The sequence below is a fragment of the Acinetobacter sp. UBA3132 genome (genome assembly GCF_002364825.1).
GTDB lineage: Bacteria > Pseudomonadota > Gammaproteobacteria > Pseudomonadales > Moraxellaceae > Acinetobacter > Acinetobacter schindleri.
On record NZ_DEZM01000176.1, the window covers coordinates 1 to 4,090 of the forward strand.

The 4,090-nt window shown below is 40.4% G+C and carries 7 protein-coding genes; 2 read left to right on the forward strand and 5 right to left on the reverse strand.

Annotation, left to right across the window (positions count from 1 at the left end; all coding sequences use genetic code 11):
- Positions 1 to 122: 122 nt before the first annotated feature.
- Positions 123 to 482 carry a 50S ribosomal protein L20 gene (gene rplT / locus B4033_RS09550; protein ID WP_004647525.1) on the reverse strand — a complete coding sequence of 120 codons (360 nt, stop codon included), beginning with the start codon at positions 480 to 482 and terminating at the stop codon, positions 123 to 125.
- A gap of 11 nt (positions 483 to 493) precedes the next feature.
- The gene (gene rpmI / locus B4033_RS09555; protein WP_004278281.1) at positions 494 to 688 is read right to left on the reverse strand and encodes a 50S ribosomal protein L35; all 195 of its coding nucleotides are present in this window, start codon (positions 686 to 688) and stop codon (positions 494 to 496) included.
- A gap of 414 nt (positions 689 to 1,102) precedes the next feature.
- On the opposite strand from rpmI, the gene B4033_RS09560 reads away from it, so the two are divergent.
- Positions 1,103 to 1,843: a TonB family protein gene (locus B4033_RS09560; RefSeq protein WP_004813015.1), complete on the forward strand. Its 741-nt coding sequence runs from the start codon at positions 1,103 to 1,105 to the stop codon at positions 1,841 to 1,843.
- A gap of 26 nt (positions 1,844 to 1,869) precedes the next feature.
- Here the strand turns inward: B4033_RS09560 and B4033_RS09565 are convergent, their stop codons facing one another.
- From B4033_RS09565 to B4033_RS09575, 3 genes are all read right to left on the reverse strand, one after another.
- Positions 1,870 to 2,292: a YqaA family protein gene (locus B4033_RS09565; protein WP_071320414.1), complete on the reverse strand. Its 423-nt coding sequence runs from the start codon at positions 2,290 to 2,292 to the stop codon at positions 1,870 to 1,872.
- Positions 2,293 to 2,309: 17 nt separating this feature from the next.
- The gene (locus B4033_RS09570) at positions 2,310 to 2,600 is read right to left on the reverse strand and encodes a hypothetical protein (protein ID WP_286833466.1); all 291 of its coding nucleotides are present in this window, start codon (positions 2,598 to 2,600) and stop codon (positions 2,310 to 2,312) included.
- Between the two features lie 75 nt (positions 2,601 to 2,675).
- A complete protein-coding gene (locus B4033_RS09575; RefSeq protein WP_286833468.1) occupies positions 2,676 to 3,296 on the reverse strand; it encodes a glutathione S-transferase family protein in 621 nt (206 codons plus the stop codon).
- Positions 3,297 to 3,577: 281 nt separating this feature from the next.
- Between B4033_RS09575 and B4033_RS09580 the strand changes: the two genes are divergently transcribed.
- The gene (locus tag B4033_RS09580) at positions 3,578 to 4,051 is read left to right on the forward strand and encodes an Hsp20 family protein (protein ID WP_004889904.1); all 474 of its coding nucleotides are present in this window, start codon (positions 3,578 to 3,580) and stop codon (positions 4,049 to 4,051) included.
- Positions 4,052 to 4,090 lie beyond the last annotated feature (39 nt).

Here is a 4,090-nt window from a genome sequence, read left to right on the forward strand (position 1 = left end):
TCGTACTTCATCTTTCTCATTCATTAGCACTAAGTCATTTGTCATATTTTAAATAGCTTATACTTTTTCATCAGACAAAAAAAAGACCGCTAAAAGCGATCTTTTTTCTAAGTCATAAAGACTTATGCAGCCAATGCATCTTTAGCTTTAGAAGCTAGCGCTGCAAACGCAACTGCGTCATGCATAGCGATGTCAGCAAGTACGCGACGGTCGATAATCACTTGAGCTTTTTTCAAGCCAGCGATCATACGGCTGTACGACAAACCATTTTGACGAGCACCAGCGTTGATACGCGCAATCCATAGAGCACGGAATTGACGTTTCTTCTGACGACGGTCACGGTAAGCATATTGACCAGCTTTGATTACCGCCTGGAACGCTACGCGGTAAACGCGTGAACGAGCACCATAGTAACCTTTAGCGCGAGCAAGAATTTTTTTGTGACGGCGATGAGCCTGTACACCACGTTTTACACGAGCCATTTATAATCTCCTTAGATGTACGGGCACATACGACGAACTGAAGCAACGTCACTTACGTGAACCATTACACAGCCGCGCAATTGACGAATACGCTTAGCAGATTTTTTGGTCAAAATGTGGCGTTTGAACGCTTGTTTACGCTTAAAACCGTTAGCAGTCGCTTTGAAGCGTTTAGCTGCACCACGGCGAGTTTTCATCTTAGGCATAACAACCTCTTTTGAACACCTGTTCGGCACGTCTGCACCATTGCAAAGACGCCCTGCAGGTAAGGGAGCCGATATTCTAAAGCATCTTTGTTTAAAACAAAAGCAGTATTAAAAGTAAAAGATAGATGACAGGTACTTAATCCTATTTCCCATAAATATTGCGCGATGAAATATCAAGCTGACTAATCCAAGTTTTTTTATAATCCACGCATCTTTCTCATAAAAAAACTTCTGACTCCTGCAGTAATACATTTATAACTTTGCATCAATCATGATTTTTTAATTATCACCTTCAAGATTCACAAGGCAGAAAAATAAATTATTTTGAATGAGATACTTGCCAGTATTGCCAATTCAAGAAATACTGCGCTTCAAAATTGGACATCCTCTTTGCTTGATTCAAGACCGAAACTTATGAAACGTATTCTGTGTATGACCCTGTTGTTGAGCTTTCCCTTTGCAGCAAGCTATAGCGCATCAACAAAAAAAGCACCGCAATTGCCCACACAGACCATTGATGTGCAGCCAACACATTTGACGACACGCATTGAGTGGACCAAGTTTCCCAAACCAAAATATAGCAATGAAGATTTAAAAGGTCAGGACCGTTCTGCGGTGGTACGTATCTATGCCAATGAGCAGGGACACATCAAACAGGCTGCCATTCAGGACAGTACCGGTTACCAGCAGCTGGATCAGCTACTACTTAATGCCGTGAAATCTGCTGAAGTTAGACCACATATTGAAAATAAAACAGCACTACCGATCATTGGCTATCAGGTGTTTAACCTGAAATTGACTGATCAGGATCAGGAATTTTGTGAATACAGTTTCAACTCTAAAAATTGGCAAGCACAACAGCAGCAGCAAAAAACTAAATTCCAGTATCTCAACCAACCTGAGCTGAACGTTAATACAGATTTACTGAATGAACATGACCGAACAGTAGAATTTCAGATTAAAGCCAATCGCAAAGGCGAGATTAAGAAAGTCAATATCAGAAAAGGCTCAGGTATTTATCAATTAGATCAGCAAGTAACAAATGCATTAAAAGGTACACAAATCAGTACTAAACGCCGCGCAAGTACCCTATGGTTGTATAAACCATCCAGCTTTAAGGATCAAATTCAGTTTAAACTGAATGAATGTAAATAAACCAAAAGAGGCTTTAAGCCTCTTTTTTAAATCATGCTATAAGCCATGTAAATAAACAGATAGCGCCCGATTTTCGCAATACTCACGATTAGTAAGAATCGAGCAAAGTTTTCCTTAAGCAATCCTGCAATTAAGGTAATTGGATCACCAATCATGGGCACCCAACTCAGCAACAAGGACCAATAACCGTATTTCTGGTAGCTCCTTTGTGCTTTTTGCATCTGCTGTTCAGACACTGGAAACCACTTCCGGTCTTTATACTGCTCAATTCTTAGACCTAAATACCAATTCACGCAAGAGCCGAGAATGTTCCCTACACTGGCAACAGCGATCAAAGTAAATGCTGAATAGCTACTATTGACCAGTAATCCTAACAATACCGCTTCTGACTGCAAAGGCAATAAAGTTGCTGCGCCAAAGGCAGACAAAAACAGAATCAGTAATGCCATCTAAGTGATCCGACTGTTTAGCGTGTCAGTCTTAATTGTCTTTTAGCTTTCAGATATTCCATATTTGACCAGAAAAGAGCGAATATGATTGCAAAGATACGAGACCATTTATATTTGGTTGCCAATGGCAAAATTGCCTCAGCCAATGCGCTCTGATCCTTGGTATTCAGCTCATTAATAACCAGCTGAATATGCACAATCTCAGCCACAAACAAGGCCAAACAGGCAGCTAAACCAAAGATAATGCTCCAGTAAATTCGAGGATTAGTTTCCACAATTCGAGTGAAGTTCAGGAAAAATGCTTTCATGCTCATATCCAATAAAAAACCACCTGAATCGGTGGTTTTAATAACTTTTGTACATCTTAACATAACAATCGCAGATTAACTGACCTGAATCGCTAATGCTTTTTGCACAGCAGGACGTGCCTGCATACGCTCAATATAACGACTGATTTCAGGATAATCCGCTAAATCAATACCTTGCCACTCATAACGAAGTAACCAGGGGAAAATCGCCATATCGGCAATTGAATATTCGCCAGTGACATAGTCCTGACCGACCAGCTGTTTGTCCAGTACACCATACAAGCGCTTGGTCTCATTCACATAGCGCTCTGTTGCATAAGGAATCCGCTCTGGAGCAAAACGGCTAAAGTGATGGTTCTGTCCCAGCATCGGGCCTAGCCCACCCATTTGCCACATCAACCATTGTTCCACCTGAATCCGCTTAATCTCATCGGTCGGATAAAACAGTCCGGTTTTACGTCCCAAATACTGCAAGATGGCACCCGATTCAAAGATTGAAATCGACCCATGATCTGGTCCATCCTGATCGACAATAGCTGGAATTTTATTGTTCGGTGAGATTGCCAGAAAGTCTGGCTGAAACTGGTCATTTTCCAGAATATTGACTGGAAGGATCTGATAAGGCAGCCCCATTTCTTCTAATGCGATTGTAATCTTATGACCGTTGGGTGTACCCCAGTAATATAAATCAATCATTCGTGCCTATACTCCATACACCTTTATTATGGTATTCCAACAAAATAATGGATCTGGTCAAAAACAACAAGCAATGCTTAATAAAATAATTTTTAATTTAATTTCAATAAATTAATTAATTTTTAAAAAAATTTCACTGAATTTTCTTGAAAATTTCTAGCCTGAACACATATTTATTTCTGCATAAGGATGGTCTATCCATCTTTTGCCCTGTCGATGATCATCATGACAGCGGTGTTTTCTTATTTTTAAAACTTTGCTGACCTCAGGAGGTTCTAATAATGAGTAATATCAATCTTCATCCATTATTCCGCCGCAGCATTGGCTTTGATCGCCTCAATGATTTCATTGATTATGCCATGCAAAGCGATGCGCCAAATTATCCGCCATACAATATCGAAAAACATGGTGAAAACCGTTACCGAATTGTCGTAGCCACCGCCGGTTTTAACCAGGAAGAGTTGAGTATTTCTCTTGAAAATCGCTTGCTGACAATTTCTGGAAAACCTGAAGCTGTTCAGATTGAAGGTACTGAGTATCTACATAAAGGTATAGCCCGTCGTGCCTTCAAACTATCACTGCGTTTAGACGAACACATTGAAGTACAGCAGGCAGATTATGCTAACGGTCTACTCGTAATTGACCTGCAGCGTGTAATTCCGGAAGAAAAATTGCCAAGACAAATTCCGATTGGCAAAAAGTTGTTGCTGGAAAATCCGGAAGAAGTTACTGAAAAAACCGTCAATGCGGAATAAGTATATATAAAATGTTCTAAAAAGGCCCTTCGGGGCCTT

What these genes read in the sequence shown, in the direction of transcription:
- rplT (WP_004647525.1), bottom strand. Translation starts at nt 482, where the DNA reads ATGGCTCGTGTAAAACGTGGTGTACAGGCTCATCGCCGTCACAAAAAA.
- rpmI (WP_004278281.1), bottom strand. Translation starts at nt 688, where the DNA reads ATGCCTAAGATGAAAACTCGCCGTGGTGCAGCTAAACGCTTCAAAGCG.
- B4033_RS09560 (WP_004813015.1), top strand. Translation starts at nt 1,103, where the DNA reads ATGAAACGTATTCTGTGTATGACCCTGTTGTTGAGCTTTCCCTTTGCA.
- B4033_RS09565 (WP_071320414.1), bottom strand. Translation starts at nt 2,292, where the DNA reads ATGGCATTACTGATTCTGTTTTTGTCTGCCTTTGGCGCAGCAACTTTA.
- B4033_RS09570 (WP_286833466.1), bottom strand. Translation starts at nt 2,600, where the DNA reads ATGAAAGCATTTTTCCTGAACTTCACTCGAATTGTGGAAACTAATCCT.
- B4033_RS09575 (WP_286833468.1), bottom strand. Translation starts at nt 3,296, where the DNA reads ATGATTGATTTATATTACTGGGGTACACCCAACGGTCATAAGATTACA.
- B4033_RS09580 (WP_004889904.1), top strand. Translation starts at nt 3,578, where the DNA reads ATGAGTAATATCAATCTTCATCCATTATTCCGCCGCAGCATTGGCTTT.